This window comes from Afipia sp. GW823-FHT06G09 (assembly GCF_058794875.1).
The window spans coordinates 808391-827899 of sequence record NZ_JBXAHF010000004.1 but is presented as its reverse complement, the minus strand read 5'-3'; the positions used below and the strand labels follow the sequence as shown (position 1 = coordinate 827899).

The 19509-nt window shown below is 61.4% G+C and carries 16 protein-coding genes; 11 read left to right on the top strand and 5 right to left on the bottom strand.

Translation table 11 applies throughout. From position 1 onward, the window contains the following. Positions 1-30: 30 nt before the first annotated feature. The 7 genes from ntrB to AC1Q67_RS20765 all read left to right on the top strand — a co-directional run bounded on the left by ntrB (position 31) and on the right by AC1Q67_RS20765 (position 9425). Positions 31-933, top strand: a complete 903-nt coding sequence (ntrB, locus tag AC1Q67_RS20795) for a nitrate ABC transporter permease (RefSeq protein WP_492237147.1) — start codon at positions 31-33, stop codon at positions 931-933. A 12-nt stretch (positions 934-945) separates the two neighbouring features. Further along, positions 946-1737, top strand: a complete 792-nt coding sequence (locus AC1Q67_RS20790) for an ABC transporter ATP-binding protein (RefSeq protein WP_492236512.1) — start codon at positions 946-948, stop codon at positions 1735-1737. A gap of 26 nt (positions 1738-1763) precedes the next feature. Beyond that, positions 1764-2978 carry an NAD(P)/FAD-dependent oxidoreductase gene (locus AC1Q67_RS20785; protein ID WP_492236513.1) on the top strand — a complete coding sequence of 405 codons (1215 nt, stop codon included), beginning with the start codon at positions 1764-1766 and terminating at the stop codon, positions 2976-2978. A 3-nt stretch (positions 2979-2981) separates the two neighbouring features. Next, positions 2982-4736, top strand: coding sequence for a NirA family protein (locus AC1Q67_RS20780; RefSeq protein WP_492236514.1), 1755 nt, complete (start codon positions 2982-2984; stop codon positions 4734-4736). Continuing rightward, positions 4736-6352: a sulfite reductase subunit alpha gene (locus tag AC1Q67_RS20775; protein ID WP_492236515.1), complete on the top strand. Its 1617-nt coding sequence runs from the start codon at positions 4736-4738 to the stop codon at positions 6350-6352. Before AC1Q67_RS20780 ends, AC1Q67_RS20775 begins: the two co-directional genes overlap by 1 nt. 183 nt (positions 6353-6535) lie before the next feature. Next, positions 6536-6688 (top strand): hypothetical protein, encoded by a 153-nt coding sequence (locus AC1Q67_RS20770; protein WP_492236516.1) that lies wholly within the window; start codon positions 6536-6538, stop codon positions 6686-6688. A 31-nt stretch (positions 6689-6719) separates the two neighbouring features. Beyond that, positions 6720-9425: a molybdopterin-dependent oxidoreductase gene (locus AC1Q67_RS20765; RefSeq protein WP_492236517.1), complete on the top strand. Its 2706-nt coding sequence runs from the start codon at positions 6720-6722 to the stop codon at positions 9423-9425. Here AC1Q67_RS20765 and AC1Q67_RS20760 read toward each other — a convergent pair. The 3 genes from AC1Q67_RS20760 to pxpB are packed head-to-tail and all read right to left on the bottom strand — an operon-like array spanning position 9409 to position 11920. After that, positions 9409-10176: a LamB/YcsF family protein gene (locus AC1Q67_RS20760; RefSeq protein ID WP_492236518.1), complete on the bottom strand. Its 768-nt coding sequence runs from the start codon at positions 10174-10176 to the stop codon at positions 9409-9411. The two genes, AC1Q67_RS20765 and AC1Q67_RS20760, sit on opposite strands and share 17 nt — an antisense overlap. 14 nt (positions 10177-10190) lie before the next feature. Continuing rightward, positions 10191-11204 (bottom strand): 5-oxoprolinase subunit C family protein, encoded by a 1014-nt coding sequence (locus tag AC1Q67_RS20755; RefSeq protein ID WP_492236519.1) that lies wholly within the window; start codon positions 11202-11204, stop codon positions 10191-10193. Further along, positions 11201-11920, bottom strand: a complete 720-nt coding sequence (gene pxpB, locus AC1Q67_RS20750) for a 5-oxoprolinase subunit PxpB (protein WP_492236520.1) — start codon at positions 11918-11920, stop codon at positions 11201-11203. The genes AC1Q67_RS20755 and pxpB overlap by 4 nt, the downstream gene beginning before the upstream one ends. A 173-nt stretch (positions 11921-12093) precedes the next feature. Between pxpB and AC1Q67_RS20745 the strand changes: the two genes are divergently transcribed. Next, positions 12094-12798: a ribonuclease activity regulator RraA gene (locus AC1Q67_RS20745; protein ID WP_024577985.1), complete on the top strand. Its 705-nt coding sequence runs from the start codon at positions 12094-12096 to the stop codon at positions 12796-12798. A 54-nt stretch (positions 12799-12852) separates the two neighbouring features. On the opposite strand, the gene AC1Q67_RS20740 is transcribed toward AC1Q67_RS20745, so the two are convergent. After that, positions 12853-13068 carry a hypothetical protein gene (locus AC1Q67_RS20740; RefSeq protein ID WP_024578158.1) on the bottom strand — a complete coding sequence of 72 codons (216 nt, stop codon included), beginning with the start codon at positions 13066-13068 and terminating at the stop codon, positions 12853-12855. Between the two features lie 236 nt (positions 13069-13304). Between AC1Q67_RS20740 and AC1Q67_RS20735 the strand changes: the two genes are divergently transcribed. Both AC1Q67_RS20735 and AC1Q67_RS20730 read left to right on the top strand, forming a co-directional pair. Continuing rightward, the gene (locus AC1Q67_RS20735; protein WP_492236521.1) at positions 13305-14150 is read left to right on the top strand and encodes an SDR family NAD(P)-dependent oxidoreductase; all 846 of its coding nucleotides are present in this window, start codon (positions 13305-13307) and stop codon (positions 14148-14150) included. A gap of 91 nt (positions 14151-14241) precedes the next feature. Continuing rightward, a complete protein-coding gene (locus AC1Q67_RS20730) occupies positions 14242-14439 on the top strand; it encodes a hypothetical protein (RefSeq protein WP_024577983.1) in 198 nt (65 codons plus the stop codon). A 64-nt stretch (positions 14440-14503) separates the two neighbouring features. Here the strand turns inward: AC1Q67_RS20730 and AC1Q67_RS20725 are convergent, their stop codons facing one another. Next, positions 14504-15361: a transglutaminase-like cysteine peptidase gene (locus AC1Q67_RS20725; RefSeq protein WP_492236522.1), complete on the bottom strand. Its 858-nt coding sequence runs from the start codon at positions 15359-15361 to the stop codon at positions 14504-14506. Between the two features lie 634 nt (positions 15362-15995). Between AC1Q67_RS20725 and AC1Q67_RS20720 the strand changes: the two genes are divergently transcribed. Continuing rightward, positions 15996-19509 (top strand): VCBS domain-containing protein (locus AC1Q67_RS20720; RefSeq protein ID WP_492238168.1); only part of this gene is annotated, 3514 nt, incomplete at its 3' end.

Genomic DNA, 19509 nt, shown 5'->3' with positions numbered 1-19509 from the left:
ACCTAACACAACCGAGGCAATCTCATGAACATGCCGCTCGCCAAAACGACCAGCACTCTTCCGACACCGGCGCCGTCGCCGGCTTCGAGCGCCGCGGTCGTCCCGCTGCCGAAGTCATCCCGCAGCTTCCTGACGGACACGCTGCTTCCGAATTTGCGTGCGCTAGCAGCCCGTGTGGTCCCGCCGTTCATCATGCTCGTGCTGATCTTCGGTGTCTGGCAGATCCTCTGCATGAAGCCGGGCGCGACGTTGCCGTCGCCGTCCCGCATCTGGGCCGACGCCAAGGACCTGATCATCGATCCGTTCTTCGTCGCCGGGCCTCAGGATATCGGTCTCGGTCTGCGCGTGCTGACATCACTTCAGCGCGTCGCTGTCGGCTTCGGCCTTGCGAGCGTGGTCGGAGTGCTGGTCGGCGCGATCATCGGCCAGTCAGTCTGGGCGATGCGCGGCCTCGATCCGATCTTCCAGGTGATGCGCACGGTTCCGCCGCTGGCGTGGTTGCCGATTTCGCTCGCGGCCTTCCGTGACAGCAATCCGTCGGCCATCTTCGTGATCTTCATCACGTCGATCTGGCCGATCATCATCAATACCGCTGTCGGCATCCGCAACATTCCGCAGGACTACCGCAACGTCGCCGCTGTGGTCCGGCTGAATCCGCTCGAGTTCTTCTGGAAGATCATGATCCCGTCGGCGGCGCCTTATATCTTCACGGGCTTACGCATCGGCATCGGCCTGTCATGGCTCGCCATCGTCGCCGCTGAAATGCTCACCGGCGGCGTTGGGATCGGCTTCTTCATCTGGGACGCTTGGAACTCGTCACGGCTGTCCGACATCTTCGTGGCGCTCGCCTACATCGGCATCGTCGGATTTGTGCTCGATCGCATGGTGGCCTTCATCGGCAACATCGCGACCCGCGGCGCTCAGGCCAACTAACGGAGGATGACAATGGCTTATCTCAAGCTCGATCACGTCGATAAGGTCTTCACCCGCGGTTCGACGCAGAGCGAAGTGCTGAAGGATATCAATCTCACCGTGGAGAAGGGCGATTACGTCTCGATTATCGGCCACTCCGGATGCGGAAAGTCCACATTGCTCAACATCGTCGCTGGTTTGACCACTGCGACCCAGGGCGGCGTGCTCCTCGAAGGCCGCGAGGTGAATTCCCCGGGACCGGATCGCGCCGTGGTGTTTCAGAACCACAGCCTGCTGCCGTGGTTGACGGTCTATGACAACGTGCGTCTCGGCGTCGACAAGGTGTTCGGCAAGACCAAGACCCGCGCCGAACGAGATGAATGGGTGCTGCATAATCTCAATCTCGTGCAGATGACCCATGCCAAGGACAAGCGTCCCTCGGAAATTTCGGGCGGCATGAAGCAGCGCGTCGGCATCGCCCGTGCGCTCGCGATGGAGCCGAAGGTCCTGCTGCTCGACGAGCCGTTCGGCGCGCTCGATGCTCTGACCCGCGCCCATCTCCAGGATTCGGTGATGGCGCTGCACCAGAAGCTCAACAACACGGTGATGATGATCACCCACGACGTCGATGAAGCCGTGCTGCTGTCCAACCGCATTGTGATGATGACAAACGGCCCGAGCGCACGGATCGGCGAAGTGCTGGACGTGCCATTGCCGCACCCGCGCAAGCGGCTCGAACTGGCGTCCAACCCGATCTACCTCAAGTGCCGCCAGCGCGTGCTTGAGTTCCTCTATGAGCGTCATCGTTTCGTCGAGGCGGCTTGATCGAGGCATTGGTGTGAGGACGTGACGTGAGCGAACCTCTTGTCATCATTGGCAACGGAATGGCCGCAGCCCGCTTTGTCGACGAAATGGCGAAGCGCGCACTCGGACGTTACGCCATTGCCGTGATCGGTGACGAGCCGAGGCTGGCCTATAACCGCGTGCTGCTGTCGTCGGTGCTGGCGGGCGAGGCTACCTCGCAGGAGATCGAACTACGGTCGGCCTCGTGGTGGCGCGACCGCGGCGTCACGCTGACATACGGCTGCGCCGCCACCTCTGTTGATCTGACGGACCGCATGATTCATCTGGCGAACGGCGCAGCCGTTCCGTTCTCGAAGGTGGTCATTGCCACGGGCTCCACTGCGATCCGGCTGAATGTGCCGGGCGCGGACCTGCCGGGCGTTCATACGTTTCGCGACAGCCGTGACGTGGATCTGCTGCTGAAACTGGCGCGTGACAAGAAGCGCGTCGCGGTGGTTGGCGGCGGACTGCTCGGTCTTGAAGCAGCCTACGGCCTTGCCAAGGCTGGCTCCAAGGTGACGTTGCTGCATCTGATGGACCGCCTGATGGAACGGCAACTCGATGCGCCGGCGGCAGCGCTGTTGAAGCGGCTGGTGGAAAGCAAGGGCATCGAAGTTCTGCTCGGCGCCAATACCAAACAGATTTTTGGCGAGGGCACGACGCAGGGCATCGAACTGTCGGATGGGCGGGCGATTGCGGCGGACGCCGTGGTGTTCGCCGCAGGTATCCGTCCGAACATTGCGCTGGCGAAAGACGCCGGCGTTCCGGTCAACCGTGGCATCGTCGTCGACGATCAGTTGCGGACGGGCCATGCCGATGTGTTTGCGCTCGGTGAATGTGCTGAGCATCGCGGCACGTGTTACGGGCTCGTTGAACCCGCTTATGAGCAAGCGCGGGTCCTTGCCGATCATCTTGCGGGTGGTTCGGCGCAGTACAACGGCAGCGTCGTTTCCACGAACTTGAAGGTTTCCGGCGTCAGCGTGTTTTCGGCTGGCGATTTCCTCGGCGAGTCCGGCGCCGACACGCTTGTGTTCAATGACGAACGGCGTGGCACTTACAAGAAGCTTGTGGTGGCAGATGGCCGCCTCAAGGGAGCGGTCCTGGTCGGCGATACGCAGGACGCGCTCTGGTACCTCGAACTGATCAGGACAACGGCGTCCATCGAAGCGATCCGTGGCGACATGATGTTTGGCCGCGCTCTCGCACAACCGAAGGCCGCATGAGACATGTCCAGCGATTTTTCTCCGGACCAGAAGCGATATCTCGAAGGATTCGTGTCGGGGCTCTCTGCCTCGCGTGTTGCACGCACCAATGCGCCGGCGAAGTCCGAGCCGGTTGGGCCTGACGCCATTCACCTCAAGGCACAGGACCGCGCCGTTGCCGCTGGCGGCAAGCTCAACGATCAGGAGAAATTCAAGCGCGAGGAGCATCCGTTCGATGCCTATCCGCGGCTGGTGAAGCAGGCGCAGAACAACGAAGCGCCGAAGCCGCCGGACAATTTCCGCTGGCGCTATTACGGCATCTTCTACGTTGCGCCGACGCAGGCATCCTACATGTGCCGCATGCGGATTCCGAACGGCATCCTCAAGCACTGGCAGTTCGCAGGTGTGGCCGATCTGGCCGAGAATTTCGCCGGCCCTTATGCGCATGTAACCACGCGCGCCAATCTCCAGCTTCGCGAGATCGAGCCGAAGAACGCAATCAACATCATCGAGGGGTTGCAGGATCTCGGTCTTTGTTCGCGCGGTTCTGGCGCTGACAATATCCGCAACGTCACCGGTACATCGACTGCGGGAATCGATCCGCAGGAGATCCTCGATACGCGGCGTTATGCCCGCGAATGGCACTTCCACATTCTTAACGACCGTTCGCTGTACGGCCTGCCGCGCAAGTTCAATGTGGCGTTCGACGGAGCAGGGCGCATTGCGACTCTGGAAGAGACCAACGACATCGCGTTTCAGGCCGTCGAGGTGCTTGATGGTCACGGTGTCGAGCCCGGCATTTACTTCCGGCTGGCGCTGGGTGGCATCACCGGCCACAAGGATTTCGCACGCGACACTGGCGTCATTCTGAAGCCGCAGGACGCAACCGACGTTGCCGACAAGATCGTGCGCGTCTTTATAGAGAACGGTGATCGCACCAACCGCAACAAGGCGCGGCTCAAGTACGTGCTGGACTCGTGGGGCTTCGACAAGTTTCTCGCCGCCGTCGAGGAGAAGCTCGGCCGCAAGCTGGCGCGTGTCCCCGCGGAAGCCATCGCACCGCGCCCGGCCTATGATCGCCTGGCCCATATTGGCGTGCACCCGCAGAAGCAGGCGGGCCTGAACTGGATTGGCGTTGCGCTGAAGCTCGGACGGTTGTCACCGGAGCAAATTCGTGGACTTGCGAAGCTCTCGGCGGATTTCGGCGATGGCGATATCCGTCTTACGGTCTGGCAAAACCTGCTGATCTCCGGAGTGCCGGACGGCAACGTTGCGACCGTCACCGCGGCCATCGAGGCTTTGGGGTTGGCGACAACGACGTCCGCACTGCGTGCCGGCCTGATCGCGTGCACGGGAGCGACCGGTTGCCGCTTCGCCGCGGCTCACACCAAGGAGAGCGCCGACGAGATTGCCGCGTGGTGTGAGGAGCGCGTGCCGCTGGAAACGCCGGTGAACATTCATCTTACGGGATGTCACCATTCATGCGCGCAGCACTATATCGGCGACATTGGCCTGATCGGTGCACGTGTTCCGATCAATGACGATGGTGACACCGTCGATGGGTATCACCTGTTGGTGGGCGGCGGGTTCGGTACCGAAGCTACGATGGGTCGCGAACTGTTCCAGAATGTGAAGGCGGTGGATGCACCGCGTACCGTCGAGCGTGTGTTGAAGGCGTATGTCGCCAATCGCGCCTCCGAAGAGGAGACGTTTATCGCTTTCGCTAAGCGGATCGAGATCGACGACCTCAAGCGCATGACCGAACTGGAGGCTGTGTGATGAACCAGATTACACCTCCTGCGCAGCTTCAGATCATTCCGGAAACCGCGCCGTTTTCGCAGGAGCAGCGTTCCTGGCTCAATGGGTTCTTTGCCGGTCTCGTGTCGCTCGACAACGCCGTGACGCCGCTGTCGGCGGAGCAGGGCGCGGCGGTGATGAATGGCGCCGTTGGCGATGGCGATGACGGCGAAGCGCCATGGCACGATCAGACCATGCCGATCGCGGAGCGCATGAAACTTGCCGAGGGGCGTCCGATCCGCCGCAAGATGATGGCGGCGATGGCGCAGCAGGATTGCGGCCAGTGCGGTTACAACTGCCACGATTATTCGGAGGTGATCGCCAACAAGTCCGAGGCACGGCTCAACCTCTGCGTTCCGGGCGGCAAGGAAACCGCACGGATGCTCAAGTCTCTTTACGAGGAGCTCGAGAAAGCCCCCGCTGCCGCATCAGCGCCTGCGAGTGCACCCGCCGCAGCGCCTGTCGCCGCCGCGCCGACGGGAGAACCGGGCCGATCGCGTGACAATCCCGTAAAGGCTTCCTTCCTGTCGCGCCGCCTGGTCAACAAGCCCGGCTCGGAAAAGGAGACCTGGCACATTGAGTTCGACCTTTCGCAGGCCGGTCTCGATTATGTTGTCGGGGACTCCTTCGGCGTGTTCGCCGCCAACGATCTCGGTCTCGTGGACCAGATCATTGCAATGCTCGGCGCGTCGCACATGACGGAAGTGAACGGCAAGCCGCTGCGCGAGGTCTTGCTCAACGATGTGTCCCTGTCTCCTGCGCCGGATACGCTGTTCGAGCTGATTTCGTTCGTGACCGGCGGCGCACAGCGCGAGAAGGCGCGGGCGCTGGCGTCGGGCGATGATCCGGACGGCGATGCAGCCAATCTCGACGTGCTGGCGGCATTGCAGAAGTTTGCCGGCGTCCGGCCGCATCCCGAAGCCTTCATCGAGACGCTGGAGCCATTGCAGCCGCGGCTGTACTCGATCTCGTCGTCGCATAACGCCACGCCGGGCAAGCTGTCGCTGACCGTCGATGCGGTGCGCTACGTCATCGGCAAACGCAAGCGTCTTGGCCTTGCATCGACGTTTCTCGCGGAGCGGATCAATCCCGGCGAGCAGCTTGGTGTCTACGTTCAGAAGGCGCATGGCTTTGGCCTGCCGCAGGACCCGAACACACCGATCATCATGATCGGTCCGGGAACCGGCATCGCGCCGTTCCGCGCGTTCCTGCATGACCGGCAGGCGACCAAGGCGCCGGGCCGCAACTGGCTGTTCTTCGGCCATCAGCGCAGCGAATACGATTTCTTCTATTCCGATGAGTTGAACGCGATGAAGGCATCCGGTCTGCTGACGCGGCTGTCGCTGGCCTGGTCGCGCGATGGCGCGGAGAAATTCTACGTGCAGGACCGGATGCGCGAGGTTGGCCGCGAGCTGTGGAACTGGCTGGCGGACGGCGCGCATGTCTATGTCTGCGGTGACGCCAAGCGAATGGCGAAGGATGTCGAGCGCGCGCTGGTCGACATCACCGCGCAGTTCGGCGCGCGATCGACGGACGAAGCGATCGCCTTCGTAGCCGATCTGAAGAAGAAGGGCCGCTATCAGCAGGACGTCTATTGATGGCAGGCAGGGGTAAATTGCCGGTTCCGCCGGAGACAGTTCATCCTCTGCAGACCGTCAGGGGAGGAATTTCCTCTCCTGTGGCGCAGGGCGGGGCAAGTTTATCGTCTTTTCACGGCGCGCCTTGTAAGTGGCTGATAAAGCAATTCAATATCGTCTCACGTGATCGATTGGAGATCGGCGATGAGCGATATTGCGTCTGGAATAGAAGCCCATGCCCGGGCGGCTTCCGCCCAAGCGGAGCCGGACGATCGCGTTCATACGCTCGCGGTCTACAGCGCGTTCGCGCTGATCGCTGCCATCGTGTTCGGCACGCTCTCGTACCATCCGTTCTGACCTCTGATCCGTTTGTCGTGCGGGGAACCGCATGACAAACGCCGGTCCATCCCTCGCTCCCACAAAAACCACCTGTCCTTATTGCGGCGTTGGTTGCGGCGTGATCGCCGCGCCCGACGGCAAGGGCGGCGCGACAATCGCGGGTGATCCCGAACATCCGGCGAATTTCGGCCGGCTGTGTTCCAAGGGCTCGGCGCTTGGCGAAACTCTGGGCCTCGGCGAGCGATTGCTGGATCCCATGATCCGCTGCTCGAACGGCAAGCTTGAGCAGGTGGCGTGGACCGATGCTCTGGATCACATCGCCAACCGGCTTCAGCACATTATCGCCAAGCATGGACCCGGATCGGTCGGCTTCTATCTTTCGGGGCAATTGCTCACCGAGGACTACTATGTCGCCAACAAGCTGATGAAGGGCTTCATCGGCACGGCGAATGTCGACACCAACTCGCGGCTCTGCATGTCGTCGTCGGTCGCGGGGCATCGCCGCGCTTTCGGCTCCGACACGGTGCCGGGCTGCTATGAGGATCTCGATCAGGCCGACCTGCTGGTGCTGGTCGGATCGAACGCGGCATGGTGTCATCCGGTCCTGTTCCAGCGGATGATAGCCAACAAGCAGAAGCGCGGCGCACGCATCGTCGTGATCGATCCGCGACAGACCGAGACATCGGGCGACGCCGATCTATTTCTCGGCCTTAAACCCGGAACCGATACGGCGCTGTTCAGCGGACTGCTGACATACCTCGCGGATAACGGCGCGCTCGACCGCGCCTACATCGAGGAGCATACGGCCGGGTTCGATCAAGCATTGGCGAAGGCGCGCAGCATTGCCGGCAGCATTCCCGCGACTGCGCTCGCGACGGGCCTCTCCGAATCCGACGTCGCGGCTTTTTTCCAGATGTTTGCCAAAACGCCGCGTGCCGTGACGCTCTATTCGCAGGGAGTCAACCAGTCGGCGCAAGGGACCGACAAGGTCAATGCGATCATCAATTGCCATCTCGCGACCGGGCGTATCGGCAAGCCGGGGGCTTCACCGTTCTCGCTGACTGGTCAGCCGAACGCCATGGGCGGGCGCGAGGTGGGCGGTCTCGCCAATCAGCTTGCCGCGCATATGAGTTTCACGCCGCCGGACATCGACCGCGTACGCCGGTTCTGGAAAGCGCCGCATATCGCCACCCATGAAGGGCTCAAGGCGGTGCAGATGTTCCAGGCCATCGGCCGCGGAGAGATCAAAGCGCTGTGGGTGATGGGCACCAACCCCGCCGTGTCGCTGCCGAACGCGGACGCCGTGCGCGCAGCGATGCGCAAGCTCGATCTGCTGGTGATTTCCGAGAATGTGCAGTCCAACGACAGCATCAATTCCGGCGCACATGTGCTGCTGCCCGCACATGCATGGGGCGAGAAGTCCGGTACGGTAACCAATTCCGAGCGGCGGATATCGCGTCAGCGCGCATTCCTGCCGCCACCGGGGCAGGCGAAGGCGGACTGGTGGATCATGAGCGAGGTTGCGAAGCGCCTCGGTTACGGCGCGGCATTCACCTATAACTCAGCCGCCGACATTTTCCGTGAGCACGCCGAGTTGTCGGCGTTTGAAAATGGCGGCAGCCGCGACTTCGATATCGGGGCGATGGTGTCGGTTGCCGACGATGAATTCGACACGATGCCGTCGTTCATGTGGCCGGCTCCGAAAGGAACGACAGAACCGCAGTCGCGCTTCTTCGCCGACGGGCGATATTTCACGCCGGATCGCAGGGGGCACTTTATCGCGCCGGACGTGCCGGTGCTCCGCGGAGAAATCTCCGCGGCGCGACCTTTGCGGCTCAACACCGGACGCATCCGCGACCAGTGGCACACCATGACCCGCACAGGTCTCAGTCCGCGTCTCGGTCAGCATCTTCCCGAACCATATGTGGAGATTCATCCGGCCGACGCCGCGCAGGCTGACATCGTCGACGGCGGTTATGCGCGTCTCGCGACCGATCTCGGGCAGTGCATCCTGAAGGTCGTCGTCAGCGAGCGGCAGCAGCGCGGCATGCTGTTCGCGCCAATTCACTGGAGTCAGGAAAATTCTGCGTCCGGGCGCATAGGGGCGCTGGTTGCGCCGTTCACCGATCCGTTCTCCGGTCAGCCGGAGAACAAGGCCACGCCGGTCGCGATCGAGGCGGTTGTGTTCGCGCAACGCGGCTTTGTGTTGTCACGCAAGCCCGTGGCGTTTCCGAAAGGCGTGTGGTGGTCGCGCGTGGCGGTCACCGGCGGATATGGTTATCTGCTCGCCAGCAATCTCGATGCCACAAACTGGAGAACCTTTCTCGCGGCGCAGGGCGAGACTGAACACGTCGCCGAGTACGAAGATGCGGCTCACGGGGTGTACCGCGCGGCACAGTTTTCCGGCGACATGCTTGAAGCCTGCCTGTTTATCGGCCTGGCGGCCGACGCGCTGAATTGGGACGCGGTGAAAGTGGCATTCGCTGCAGAAGCGGTCAGCGACGACCAGCGGCGACTTCTGCTGTCTGGCAAATCAGCGGATGGCGTCGCGAGCGATGGTCCCGTGGTCTGCGCCTGCTTCGGTGTCGGCCGGAATGCGATCTGTGGTGCAATCGCGGAAGGTTCGCGTAGTGCGGCTGACATCGGCGCAAAACTGAAAGCGGGCACCAATTGCGGCTCGTGCATTCCGGAACTGAAGCGGCTGATCGCGCAGACAGACGTCGTTCAACCGATGGAAGCTAGCGCCGCGAGTTGAACGGCGCGACGGTAACGCCGCTATTCTCCAGTTCAGTGCGCACCCTGCGTGCGATGTCGACCGCGCCCGGCGTGTCGCCGTGAATGCAGACGGTATCGATCTTCACCGGGATGATTTTCCCGGATGCGGCAGTGATGGCATTGTCCTGAACCATGCGAACCACACGCTGCGCGATCTGGTCGGCGTCATGAAGAACCGATCCGGGTTTGCTTCGCGCCATCAGTTGCGCGTCGTCCTCATAAGCGCGGTCGGCGAACACCTCATAGATCAGCTTCAGCCCGGCGGCTTCGCCCGCGCGGACCAGCGCGGTGTTTGGTAGCACCACAAAATAGAGGTTCGGATCAACAGCCTTGATCGCAGCCGCGATAGCGCGCGCGGTCATGTCGTCTGCGCATGCAACGTTCGAGAGCGCGCCGTGCGCCTTGACGTGGGTCACCTTGTGACCGGCCAGTGCGGCGACCGCCTGCAAGGCGCCGATCTGGTAGGCAACCATGGTCTCGATCTCGGACGATTTCAGCCCCGGCACCGGCCGCCGCCCGAAACCGTGCAGATCGCGGTAGCCCGGATGCGCGCCGATGCTGACGCCGCGTTCCCTTGCGAGCTTCGCAGTCCTGAGCATGATGTCGGAATCACCGGCGTGAAAACCGCACGCGACATTGACGCTGCTGGCGAGGCCGAGCATGGCGTCATCGCTGCCCATGTCCCACGCACCGAATCCTTCGCCGAGATCGCTGTTGAGATCAACGCTCATGGTACGCCTCGTGGTTACGGCTCGTCGATGGCATTCACCGCGACGCCGGCGACATTGGCCTTTTGCAATTCGACAAGATTGAGGCTCGATCCACCGGCGGGATGAAGGCGGCCGGGCAGGTCGTGGATGAATTTCGCAAGTTTGCGCGCTTCGGTCTGCGCGTCCTCGACACTGACGGCCTTGAAGCGAATGATGGCGCCAGACTGGGCCTGCGCCAATCGTCCAAGGTCGGAGCTGATCACTGTTGCGATCTTGGGATAACCGCCGGTCGTCCCGTGATCCGCCATCAGCACGATGGGCTGTCCGTTACCCGGCACCTGAATGCTGCCGTGAACCGCGCCGTCGGAAACAATGTTATGGCCGCCTGGGTGAACAACTTTCGGTCCTTCCAGCCGATAGCCCATGCGATCGCTGGTGGCGGAGATGCGCCATTCGCTGTTGAGAAACACATCGCACGCAGCGCCGAACTCGTCATCCTGCGGTCCCATCACGACGCGAATAGGTGCCTGTGGAATGTCGAACGTATCCAGCGCGCGCTCGTGCGGGGCAATCTGCGCGGTTCCGACGTCCAGCGCATCGCCCACCTGCAGCGGGCGCGGGAAGGGACTGCCGAGATCGGCGCGAGCGTTGACTGACAGGCTTCCGAAAACCGGCTCACCCGCGATGCCGCCTTCGATCGCGAGATAACTAAACATGCCATTCCGCGCTGCGCCCAGCCTGAGCGTTTCGCCCTCCGCAATCAGTGCTGTTTCATTCGTCAGCAGCGGCGAGCCTGCAACGTCCGCGGCGCGCGCGGCTCCCGATAGTGCGACGCGCACGGCTCCGTTGCGTGCCGTGAAAGCGGTCGCGAATGGCCCGATCTCAATGGCCGCGGCCAGCGGAGAATTTCCTGCAAGAGTATTGGCCATCGCCAGCGACACACGGTCCATCGCGCCGCTGGTGGTGAGACCGTAGCGTTGTGCGCCGAACCTCCCGGCATCTTGAACCGAGGTTGCGGGCCCGGTTGTAACGACGACGAGTTTGCTCATGACGCAATCAGTTCGGCGACGGCTTCGCCTTGCTCAGCAGCGCGATCAAGCGAGGCAAATTCATTGGCCTTGATGGCATGGAAGGTGATGGCATCTCCGGGCTCCATCAGGAACACCGGATCGCGATGCGGATGGAAGGTGCGGACAGGCGTTCGCCCCAGCAGGTGCCAGCCGCTTGGAGCGGCGAGGCACTGCACGCAGGCCTGTACGCCGCCAATGGAAATGGTGCCGGCCGGTGTTTCGGTCCGCGGGGTCTCACGCCGCGGCGTGGCGATGGCGGGATCGAGGCCGCCGAGATATGCGAAGCCCGGCGTGAAGCCGATCATTGCGACGCGGTAGTCGCCGCCGGTATGCTTGGCGATCACCTCGGAAGTCGAGATGTTATGCGCACGCGCGACATCGTCGAGGTCGATACCGTGCTCTCCGCCATAGACCACCGGAACACGCCAGCGCCTGATGCCGGTTTGCGCGGGAACGGGCCGCTGCGCGAGCGTCAGCAGTTTCTCCGACAGGGTTGCGAAATCGATCCGCAGCGGATCGTAATGAACCAGCAGCGAGCGATAGGTCGGAACAGTCTCCGTGACCCCGGTGACGGCTTCGCGGGCGACCTCGCGATCAAGCGCAAGGACCTGCCGGTTGACCGCCGGATCGATGCTGCGGCCGAATTCGACCGCCAAGGCAGTGTCTCCAGACGGGAGGATGCGGGGCGGGGTCATCGACGGGCCGGATCTCGATATCGACGCCCCTTTGTCCGATACTCCAGGTCAAATGGCAAATAAGTTGGTGTTATCGCGGCACATAAGCGGAGATTACCGGTCACGCGAATGTCGCCTTGACGCCAAGCCGGGCTTTCGCAAAAAGGCGTGGCACACCACACCGGAGTTTTCCCATGTCGCTCTCGCCTGAAGCCATCGCCACGCTCAAGAAAATCACGACCGCCACCATCACGACCATCCTTCTCAAGAAGGGGCTCCGCAATGTGTGGCTGCGTGGGTCGCGGCCGTTGCGTCCGGGACAGGAGCGTCTGGTCGGTCCGGCCTTCACGCTGCGCTTTGTGCCGGCGCGGGAAGATCTTGCGACGCCGGAATCGTGGTCGAAGCCGATTTCAACCCGGACCGCCATCGAAGCGATGCCGCCGGGCTGCATCGCCGTTGTCGACGCGATGGGCATCACCGACGCGGGCATCTTCGGAGACATTCTCTGCGCGCGCATGGCGAAGCGCGGCGTCACGGCGCTGGTGACGGATGGCGTGGTGCGCGATGTTGAGGGCGTGCTCGGCACCGGCCTGCCGGTATGGTGCGACGGGGCTGCTGCACCGCCGTCGGTCGCCGGACTGACGTTCGTCAATTGGGGCGAGCCGATCGGTTGCGGCGGGGTCGCCGTGTTTCCCGATGACGTGATCGTGGCCGATCAGGATGGCGCGGTGCTGATCCCGCAGGCATTCCTCGAGCTGATCCTGACGGAAGGTCCGGAGCAGGAGGCGATGGAGGGCTGGATCGTCAACGAGGTCAACAACGGCGCGGAACTGCCCGGCCTCTATCCCATGAACGCCGAGACCAAGGCGCGTTACGCTGCTTCCAAGGCGAAGAAGTAAGCATCAGGTCGGCGCGAGGCGTGATCGCGTCTGAAGGCCGCTGCGGCTCTTCAGTCAGGATCGCGCCTCCCGGGGCCGCCTCCACCCGACGACCATCGCTTCGACAAGACTTCCGGATTCGCTGTTGCGCCATTCGCCGTTGACCCGGCGGCATGCGAAGGGAAGCTGATAGGTCCCGCTCTTATCCTCGCATAAAACCTGAACCGCCTCATCGGGAGACGGTTCGCCATTGCCATCAAATTCTGCAAGTCTTTGTAGACGTGTTGCCATCGGCAAAATTCCTTTCCGCGAAAATGCGACGGCTGCAACGCGCGTGCTCCGCGGTTCCACCCCGACGCGACGGATAACGATCAAAGTAAGACGCCTGCGCGTGTCCATTTTAAGACATTCGCAAATTCACATTTCATATTTGAATCGGTTGCTTGCGATGATCGTTGGTCGACGCTGGTTCTCGCTCACCCGATTGTGAGATGATGGCGTCAGCGAAAAGAATCATTGGGGGAAACATGCAGGAACTCGCGGGCAAGACAGCGTTCGTGACGGGGGGTGCCAGCGGCATCGGTTTCGCACTCGGCCGGGCCTTTGCGGAAGCGGGCATGAAGGTGATGCTCGCCGATATCGAAACGGACGCATTGGCCGCTGCGGTAAAAAGCCTTCACAACACAGGTCCGGAGGTGCGCGGTATCGACTGCGATGTCACCGATATTGTCAGCGTCGAGCGCGCCGCGAAGGCAACATATGACGCATTCGGAAACGTACACATCGTTTGCAACAATGCCGGTGTCGCCGCTGGCGGCGGAATTGACAACATCTCGCTGGATAGCTGGCGATGGGTGCTCGATGTCAACCTCATGGGCGTCGTGCACGGCATCCGCACCTTCGTTCCGCACATCCGTGCCCACGGCGAGGGCGGTCACATCGTCAACACGGCCTCGATGGCCGGCATGGAGAGCGCATTGGGTTTCAGCCCCTACACCGCAAGCAAATTCGCGGTGGTCGGCATGTCTGAGGGGCTCGCGCTACAACTTGCGCCGTTCGGAATCGGGGTCAGCGTCCTCTGTCCAGGATTCGTCCGCACGCGCATCGGAGAGAGCGGACGTAACCGGCCGGAGCATTACGGTCAGACAGAAACGCCAGATCCCGCAACTCCGCTAGGCATGATGGTCGCCCACATTGCCGAACTGATCCAGTCAGGGCTCGACCCGTCGGACGTTGCCGCGCGTGTGCTGACGGCGATCCGCGCGAACGATCTCTACGTATTTACTCATCCTGAGATGCGCACCGGGGTTGAGGGCCGGTTCGCCGCCATAGGGGCAGCCATGGACAAGGCCGCCGCCCTCAAGCGTGGCTGATTTTCTCGCGAAACACCCGGGTTTCGGCAATCCGGACAAGCATTGATTCACTTGTTCCCGCCGAACATCGGCGTCGGAAAGGAGTGGACCCATGCGTCAGCTTATTCTCGCAATCACAGGCGCGGGCGGCATCTTCCTGCTCGCCGGCGCCACCCGGAACCGCGGCTGGGCTCTGGCCGACGAAGTCTGCCGTCAGGGAGCGACCCTGTGCGACAACCCCGGATGGCTGCTCGTTACACTCGCTGCCTTGTTGTTTGTCGCGACCATTAAAACCATCGCCAAAATCTGAGCGATGGACACAGATCAGTTAACCGGACCGTGAGCCAATCCGGCCGGGCCTCGTCAGATGTCCGTTACATCGCGAGGGTCTGACAGAACTCGTCGAATGCAGAACTATCCATGCTCAACGCGGTTTCCGATGTTCCGGGACCGGCGGCGACTTCATGCTGCGCGATCTCGGCCGGGCGCGCCTGCGTGACCTGTGCGGCGTTCGCGAACATCGGCTGTTCAAACCGTTTCGCGCCTTCCGCGTCGATCGCGAAGAGGGGGCGGTATTTGTCGAAATCGCTGTCCTCAAGCATGATGAAAGTCCGGTTGTCGAGCACCCGCCACTGTCCTTCGAACCGGGCTGCAACCACGGCATGGTCGTCGCCGGTTGCGGTCTCGCGGATGATCAGAAGGCGAAGGTCCTCGGCGGCAACCCCGGCGGCGCGGAGCGCAACGAGCTTGGCAATCGCGTAATCTTCACAGTCGCCCGCGCCAGCCGCGAGTGTCGCCAGCGGTGACTGCCAGTAGTCCTCGACGCCGTACTGAGCACGATCGCTGACCGGCCGGATGGCAAGGTTGAAAGCGCGGTTGATTTCGCCAAACCGGGCAAGGCCTTCACGGCTGGAAGCCATCTTTACGATTTCAAGGAATCGGAGGGCCGGCTGGGATGCGCAGTGTCCAGGATCGCCGGCGCAGCCGGCAATGACCTCGGCTTCGGCCGCGATGGCGCGCTCAACCGTCAGCCATTTGGCGCGAAGCGGGCCGTCGGCCAGGGTCGAGGTCGGCAGCCCAAACGGCTCCGTAGCCGTGCCCGGCCGGTCCTTGATAGCTTCGCTGTACGCTTCGTGCACGGCGTGAGGCGCCCCGTGAGCAACGCCGCTCAAGGTGCTGATAACAATCACGAATGACAGTGCGCTCGTGCGCAGAACATTGAAAGCCGACATGTGACGCCCCGTGTCCGGGCATCGGCTTGCAGAGATATGCGAGCTCGTGACCAGATCATTTCGTCACAAGGAGTAGGCGCGATCCCCTTTTCGACGGCTTAAACGAGGGGCTAATCCGCCATTTGGATTCAAATATGCGGAACTAACGCTGACCACATTGTCTAAAATTGTAGATAGGGCTAACGGCGCGGCTGACCGTGTAAATCGCCAAAACACGCAAGTGTTTGACGTATTGTAGAGCGTACAGCACAAGTCTATTTTGATATATCGATTGTATAGTTTGGTTATCTTGCGTTTATTTTTGTGCGTTTCTTCAGGCTTTTAGGCTGGATTGGCCTTTCCTCACCCGGGGATGATTTTGCGGAGCAGCATGAATTATCGACTTTATCCCATGACGTTAGAAAGTAGTGGCGGAATAGCCAAGTCATGACCCCGCAGCTTTACTTAACGCGGCCATGTAAAACCATGCCGTTTAGTTCAATTCACTATGGGGCCGCGGTCTTTGATGCTATGAACCGGCAATTCTGAATTTCTTAAGAATAATTTTCAGACGGGCGGGCTGAGTTTGAATTTTTCCGGACCATTTGACGCCGGGTTAGCGCACGACTCCCCAGTTTCGCTGGGTGGGGAGCGATTGTCTTTTGATCCGAAACCAGGATTCGTTCAGCATCACGCGTCGGACAGCCACATCGTTGTTCCCGACGCGCATCTGCTGTTCTCTGGCGAGTATATGCGGATCGGCAGCGACCTGATCATTTCGGGCGACGGCCAGAAATTCGTCGTCGGAAACTACTTCAAGGGTGACGCACGGCCAGCCCTCGCCACCAAGGACGGTGCGACCCTTGCCGGTCACATCGTTGATGCGCTGACCGGCCACGTCCACTACGCGCAGGCCACAGCGCCGGCACAGGCTGGACAGATCATCGGTCACGTCCAGAAAATGTCCGGAAGCGCCACCGTCATCCGCAACGGCGTATCGGTCGAATTGCGTGTCGGGGACGCCGTGCAAAAAGGCGACGTGGTCCAGACCGGATCCGACTCTTCGATCGGCATGACGTTTGTTGATGGCAGCGTGTTCGGCATGACGTCGAACGCACGCATGGTGCTCAACGAAATGATCTTCGATCCGAACGGATCGTCGAACTCATCGCTGATCAGCCTGGTTCAGGGCACCATTACTTTCGTTGCGGGACAGACCGCCAAGAACGGCAACATGCGCGTCGAGACGCCGGTTGCCACGATGGGTATTCGCGGTACGGCGGTGCTGGTGGAAATCGGCGCGAATGACGGACCGACAAAATTTTCGGTGCTGGTCGAGCCTGATGGGCACACGGGTTCCTACAATCTCTACGACAAGACGACCGGCCAACTGATCGGCACGGTGTCGCAGGCCGGGCAGGTGACCTATGTTTCGGTTAGCGGCATCGGTCAGCCTCCGACGGCGATCGAACAGCTCAAGACGCTTGCGGATCAGGAATCTGCGAAGGCCCTGATCCAGGAAGTCTTCAAGCTGTACTTCCCGAACTACAATCCGGACAACTCCAATCCGAAGTCGCAGAAAACCGGATTTGGCTCTCCCGGCGACAACATCAATCCGTTTGCGTTCTACAAGCCTTTGCAGGACCTCGGGCCACCGAAGGTCATCACAATTCCGGGCGTCGGAGTCGATCCCGTTACCGGTCAGCCAAATCCCTCGAGGACTTTCTACAACACAAAGGCGCAATTTTCGGCGCTCCCTGTTTTCGCGGATCAGGCGTTTGCTCCGACGATCAGGGTTTTCAACTTCAAGGACGTGGTCAAGATCGACGACCCGGATATCGGCAGTGCGCCGTTCTACGATATCGGTGTTCCATTCGTCGCCGGCAGCGCCATCATCAAGAGCGCAGTCAGCACGGTCGGCTATCTCAGCGAAGCTTTTCTGAAACCGCTGCTTAACATCAACCAGACCACAGGCATCGTTTCCTTCGATCGCGAGCAGTTCAATTTTCTGGACGACGGCCAGACTGTCACCTTCAAGATCCAGGTGACCGCGACATCTGGACCAGATACCGGCATCGTTGAAATCCCGATCACGATTACGGGCGCCAACGACGCGCCGACCATCGTGGGAGGAACTCCGACGATCATCACCGGCGCGGTCAAGGAAGACGTCCCGGTCACGTCGGGTCATATTGAGGCAAACGGCACGATCACGTTCAAGGACGTCGATCTGACCGATGCACACACCGCCACCGTCGAACTGACATCGACGACCAGTTCAGCCCTGCCAGGTTTTGTCAACGGGGCTGGAAATGCCCCGACGACGACCAAGATCGGAACATTCACCGTCGACCCGGTTTCCGAAAGCACCACGGATACCAACAATCAGGGCTCGGTTGGCTGGCACTTCTCGCTGGACGACAACGATCCCACGCTGCAGTCGCTGGCTGAAGGCCAGACGATCACGCAGGTCTATACGATCACGATCAAGGACGACAACGGCGTCCCGGTCACACAAGCCGTCACGATCACGATCACCGGCACCAACGATGCACCGGTGCTGACGGCCGACGCGTCGATTCATCAGGCCGACGAGGTTCCCGACACAACAGGCGCGCCTAATTCGGTCGTCGATGTTGCGACCGGCACGCTGGCGTTTGCCGATGTGGACCTCTCCGACACCCATACGGCGAGTGCCGCGCTTCAGGGCGCCTCATTAGTGGTCTGGTCGGGCGGCAGTTACAACGACATTCCGCAGGCAACCCGCGATGCCCTCAATGGCGCGGTGACGGCCTCGGTATCGGAGAACAATACCGATACCAACAACCAGGGCTCGATCAGCTGGGAATTCAAGCTGCCGGACCATCTGTTCGACTTTCTGGCGAAGGGGCAGACCCTGACGCTGATCTACGACGTCACGGTCACGGACAACAACGGCCTTTCGTCGACAAAGCAGATCACGGTTCAGGTCGGCGCCGCGAATGACCAGCCCGTTATTTCTGTCATCGACAACGGCGCAGCAGTCAAGGAAGACGTCGATCCTGTCGGTGGTATTCTGAAAGACCACGGCTCGGTCACGTTCACTGATACCGACCTGACGGATACCCATACGGCGCACGTTGCCTACAACAACGATGCAGCGGGAAGCGCAGGTGTCTCTCCTGCATTGGCTCTCGCGCTGGCCACCGCACTGACGGTTCCTTCGTCGACCCTGGCTGCGGGCGATCATGACTTCAACTGGGATTTCGCGCTGGATACCAACCTGATCCAGTACCTCGCGGAAGGCGAGACAATTACGGCGACCTATACGATCACTGTCAAAGACAACAGCAGCAACAGCAACGATACGTCGGTTGCCAAGACTGTAACCGTCACCATTACGGGCGCCAACGATGCGCCGACGATAACCAGCGGCACTGCTGCCGCCAGTGCCACGGTCCCGGAGTTGACGGCCACCACCGGATCCGCGACGTTGGATCCGGCCGGCGGCACCGTAACCTTCGCCGATGTCGACCTGACCGACACACATCAGGTCACGCAATCGTCCGCTATTTTCGACTGGTCGGGCGGGACATTGACGTCAATCCAGATCAATGACCTGACAAACGCAAGCGCGCGTACGCTGGTGCCGCATGACAGCACAGGGACGGGCAGTGGGTCGGTTGACTGGACTTACAAGATCACGGACAGCGCGCTGGATTTCCTGGCGGATGGCCAGACCCTCACGGTTACCTACGACATCACCGTTGCCGATTATCATAACGGCGTCGCTACTGGCACCTCGAGCAGCCAAACGGTGACCGTCACCTATACCGGTTCGAATGACGAGCCTGTCGTCAGCGGCACCGTGTCCGATGCGCTGGTAGTCGAGGATGCTCCGGTCAGTGTTTTGAATGCGCTGGCCAACGCTTCGGACGTCGATGACGGAGCGACGCTGTCTGTGGTCAACGTGCCCGGCGTCGATGTCCCCGGTTCACTGCCTGCCGGTGTTACCTACGATGCCGTCAATCATACCTTTACGCTCGATCCGGGCAACGCCGCCTATCAGCATTTGGCCGAGGGTGCGACGACGACGGTAACCGTCAACTACGGCGTTTCGGACGGCATTGTCACCACGCCGACGCCGGCTTCGGTGTCGTGGACGATCACAGGGACGAACGACGCACCGG

What these genes read in the sequence shown, in the direction of transcription:
- AC1Q67_RS20730 (WP_024577983.1), top strand. Translation starts at nt 14,242, where the DNA reads ATGCGTCAGCTTATTCTCGCAATCACAGGCGCGGGCGGCATCTTCCTG.
- AC1Q67_RS20765 (WP_492236517.1), top strand. Translation starts at nt 6,720, where the DNA reads ATGACAAACGCCGGTCCATCCCTCGCTCCCACAAAAACCACCTGTCCT.
- AC1Q67_RS20775 (WP_492236515.1), top strand. Translation starts at nt 4,736, where the DNA reads ATGAACCAGATTACACCTCCTGCGCAGCTTCAGATCATTCCGGAAACC.
- AC1Q67_RS20725 (WP_492236522.1), bottom strand. Translation starts at nt 15,361, where the DNA reads ATGTCGGCTTTCAATGTTCTGCGCACGAGCGCACTGTCATTCGTGATT.
- AC1Q67_RS20760 (WP_492236518.1), bottom strand. Translation starts at nt 10,176, where the DNA reads ATGAGCGTTGATCTCAACAGCGATCTCGGCGAAGGATTCGGTGCGTGG.
- AC1Q67_RS20745 (WP_024577985.1), top strand. Translation starts at nt 12,094, where the DNA reads ATGTCGCTCTCGCCTGAAGCCATCGCCACGCTCAAGAAAATCACGACC.
- AC1Q67_RS20770 (WP_492236516.1), top strand. Translation starts at nt 6,536, where the DNA reads ATGAGCGATATTGCGTCTGGAATAGAAGCCCATGCCCGGGCGGCTTCC.
- pxpB (WP_492236520.1), bottom strand. Translation starts at nt 11,920, where the DNA reads ATGACCCCGCCCCGCATCCTCCCGTCTGGAGACACTGCCTTGGCGGTC.
- AC1Q67_RS20740 (WP_024578158.1), bottom strand. Translation starts at nt 13,068, where the DNA reads ATGGCAACACGTCTACAAAGACTTGCAGAATTTGATGGCAATGGCGAA.
- AC1Q67_RS20790 (WP_492236512.1), top strand. Translation starts at nt 946, where the DNA reads ATGGCTTATCTCAAGCTCGATCACGTCGATAAGGTCTTCACCCGCGGT.
- AC1Q67_RS20735 (WP_492236521.1), top strand. Translation starts at nt 13,305, where the DNA reads ATGCAGGAACTCGCGGGCAAGACAGCGTTCGTGACGGGGGGTGCCAGC.
- AC1Q67_RS20755 (WP_492236519.1), bottom strand. Translation starts at nt 11,204, where the DNA reads ATGAGCAAACTCGTCGTCGTTACAACCGGGCCCGCAACCTCGGTTCAA.
- AC1Q67_RS20780 (WP_492236514.1), top strand. Translation starts at nt 2,982, where the DNA reads ATGTCCAGCGATTTTTCTCCGGACCAGAAGCGATATCTCGAAGGATTC.
- ntrB (WP_492237147.1), top strand. Translation starts at nt 31, where the DNA reads ATGCCGCTCGCCAAAACGACCAGCACTCTTCCGACACCGGCGCCGTCG.